This window comes from Terriglobus sp. YAF25, from assembly GCF_052113305.1.
GTDB lineage: Bacteria > Acidobacteriota > Terriglobia > Terriglobales > Acidobacteriaceae > Terriglobus.
This window is the reverse complement of record NZ_JBFRCY010000766.1, coordinates 1-2,110: the sequence shown is the minus strand read 5'-3', so window position 1 is coordinate 2,110 and position 2,110 is coordinate 1. Positions and strand designations below refer to the sequence as shown.

Here is a 2,110-nt window from a genome sequence, read left to right as displayed (position 1 = left end):
AGCCGAGGATGACCGGTCTCCGGAGATCAATGACCTGTCGAAGAGCTTCGGTCTGGAGGTACGGCAGGCGATGAACCAGGTCGTCATCATCACGACGACTGGTGGAGCCCAGCCCGTAGCTGCCGGCCTGGATTATGAAGACTGGGATGAAATTGTAGGAACGATTGCCGGGGACGATACGGTGCTGGTGATTTGCGGCGATATCGAACAGGCCAAAACCATAACCGCGCGGATTGCGGAGCTGATTAGATAAGAAGATGACGACGGCGACAGAGGTAAAGACGGAGTTGACGGCAACGACGGGCAGCGTACGCACGGCACTTGCGGGCGTTAGCGGCTATGCCGGCGGAGAGCTGGCGCGGTTGCTACTGAAGCACCCCCGGTTACAGGAGACCAGGCCCATTTTCATTGGCCGCGAGGCCACCACACTGAGCGAGCTGCAGCCGCATCTTTACACCATTGACGAACAGGAATTGCCTGTAGTTCCCTACCCCACCTGGAGCGAGCTGAAGGCCGCCGGCGTGGACATTATCTTTCTGGCGACTCCGCATGAGCAGTCGCGGGAGTGGGTACCGCAGATTCTGAACGCCGGTCTCCGCGTGGTGGATCTGAGCGGAGCCTGGAGGCTGAAGTCGGCGTCCAATCGGGCTGTCTATAAGCTGCACGATGCCGATGCGGAGCTGGCGGCGAAGCTGGATGCCGAAGCGGTCTTCGGCTGCCCGGAGCTGCATCATGACGCTATCCGCAACGCGCGGCTGGTCGCCAACCCTGGCTGCTACGCCACCAGCGTCATTCTAGCGCTACGGCCTCTGGTCGCCGCGGGGCTGGTAGATATCGAACATGGCATCGTCTGCGACGCCAAGAGCGGCGTGAGCGGCGCCGGCAAGGCTCCGACAGCAAAGACACACTTTATGCATGCCGCCGACAACCTCAGCGCTTATGCCGTCTTCGGGCACCGGCACACAGGCGAGGTCCTTGAGCAGGTGGGCCTGCCGGCCGAGGCGCTGCAGTTCACGCCGCACCTGCTGCCGATTCCCCGCGGCATTCTGTCGACGATCTATCTGCGGCTGAAGTCCCGGATGGACAAGGCTGCCGTGGAACAGGTCTTCCGGGAGTTCTATGCCGGCCATCCGCTGGTGCGGATCTTCAAGGCCGGGAGCCTGCCGCAGATCCAGTACATCGTGCGGACGAACTACTGCGATCTGGGATTCGAACTTGCGGCAGATGGCCGGCGCATGGTGCTGGTGAGCTGTCTCGATAATTTGCTGAAGGGCGCGGCCGGACAAGCCGTGGAGAACATGAACGTAATGTGCGGATGGAAGGAAGAGGAGGGCCTGCTGTGAAGTACGTCGTGAAATTGGGCGGTGCGGGCCTGGAGAACGAGAAATTGCGGATGGATTGCGCGCGCGCCATCGTGGAACTAGCCAAGGATGGCCACCAGGTGGCCGTGGTGCATGGCGGCGGTGTACAGCTAACCAAGACGCTGGCGGCTCTGGGCAAGAAGAGTGAATTTATCCATGGACTGCGCGTTACCGACGCCGAGACCCGAGATGCGGCCTTGATGGTCTTGGCAGGCCGTGTCAACAAGTCGCTGGTGGCGGCTCTGGGACAGCTTGGCCAACAGGCCGTCGGCCTCGCCGGCGGTGATGGCAATGTCTTCCGTGCACGGAAGAAGAAGACCAACCCGGATCTGGGTTTTGTCGGCGAGATTGCCGCGACCGATCCGACGTGGCTGGATGCAATCTGGAAGATGGGAGCCATCCCGGTCATCTCGTCCATTGCTTTAGGTTTTGACGGTGAGTACTACAACGTAAACGCAGATGAGATGGCCTCGGCTGCAGCCGTTGCCACTCGGGCTGATGCCTTGGTCTTCCTGACCGACGTTCCCGGAGTGAAGGGAGCGGACGGAGCAGTAATGCGATGGCTCTCGTTGAAGGAGATTCCTCAGCTCGAGAAGAGCCAGATAATCTCCGGTGGCATGCTGCCCAAGCTGAAGGCGTGCAAGGATGCGCTTCTGGGCGGTGTAAAGCGGGTTCGAATTTTGCCGGCGGAGGCAGCATCCGTGCTGCCGGACCTCGTCCATACACGAGTCAACGACGGTACAGAAGTG

General features: G+C 60.9%; 2 protein-coding genes and 1 pseudogene. All 3 read left to right on the top strand.

Annotated features, from left to right (window positions below; translation table 11 throughout):
* Positions 1–253 (top strand): annotated as a pseudogene (locus AB4043_RS23460) (ArgR family transcriptional regulator); the annotation flags it as partial.
* 4 nt (positions 254–257) lie between these two features.
* On the top strand, positions 258–1,343 hold the full coding sequence (gene argC / locus AB4043_RS23455; protein ID WP_442299766.1) for an N-acetyl-gamma-glutamyl-phosphate reductase: 1,086 nt from the start codon (positions 258–260) through the stop codon (positions 1,341–1,343).
* On the top strand, positions 1,340–2,110 hold a 771-nt coding region (gene argB / locus AB4043_RS23450), incomplete at its 3' end, for an acetylglutamate kinase (protein ID WP_442308255.1). The genes argC and argB, both read left to right, overlap by 4 nt.

Bases quoted from the DNA above. Each gene is read 5' to 3' on its own strand.
- argC (WP_442299766.1), top strand. From the start codon at position 258: ATGACGACGGCGACAGAGGTAAAGACGGAGTTGACGGCAACGACGGGC.